At 57.9% G+C, this 544-nt stretch carries 1 protein-coding gene; it reads left to right on the top strand.

What is annotated here, in order from left to right:
- Positions 1-122: 122 nt before the first annotated feature.
- The coding region (locus B3Z49_RS04300; protein WP_296988462.1) for a GNAT family N-acetyltransferase at positions 123-544 on the top strand (422 nt) is incomplete at its 3' end.

Genomic DNA, 544 nt, shown 5'->3' with positions numbered 1-544 from the left:
ATCTATCGCATTTTGCTGGGCGGCGGCCTTCTGGTGTGGATTTACGTCTATGGCGGTGCGCCCCTTCCGTTCCTGAGCTGATCAATCACCACCACCGTCCAACGCCTACCAAAGAGCCCCACATGTTTTTACGTCCCCTTGACCCGGCGGCAGATGGCGCCGCATTGCACCGCATTTTTGGTGATCCGGATTGCTGTACTTGGCTTCCGGACCCGGCCTTTGCCGATCTTGATGCGACGATTGCCAAATTGCGCGAATGGACAACCGGGTTTGAAGCAACATCATGGGTGATCTGCGAGACACCGGATGGACCGGCCCTTGGGCGTATTGCGCTTTATAATGTCGGACGCGACGAGGATGTCTGGGAAGCCGCCTGCATGGTGACCCCGGCCGCGCGCGGTCGGAATTACGCCGCACGTGGTCTTTATGCCGCGATCCGGTATCTGTTTGAAAATACCACCGCGCGCCGGGTGTTTGCCGATATCGACCCGGACAACTATGCTTCGATCAGAACATTTGAAAAGCTGGGCTTCACCCGCGAGGG

The sequence above is a fragment of the Thalassospira sp. UBA1131 genome, assembly GCF_002311515.1.
In the GTDB taxonomy this organism is placed as follows: Bacteria; Pseudomonadota; Alphaproteobacteria; order Rhodospirillales; family Thalassospiraceae; genus Thalassospira.
The sequence above is the reverse complement of the archived record's forward strand: the minus strand, read 5'-3'. Positions and strand labels throughout refer to the sequence as shown.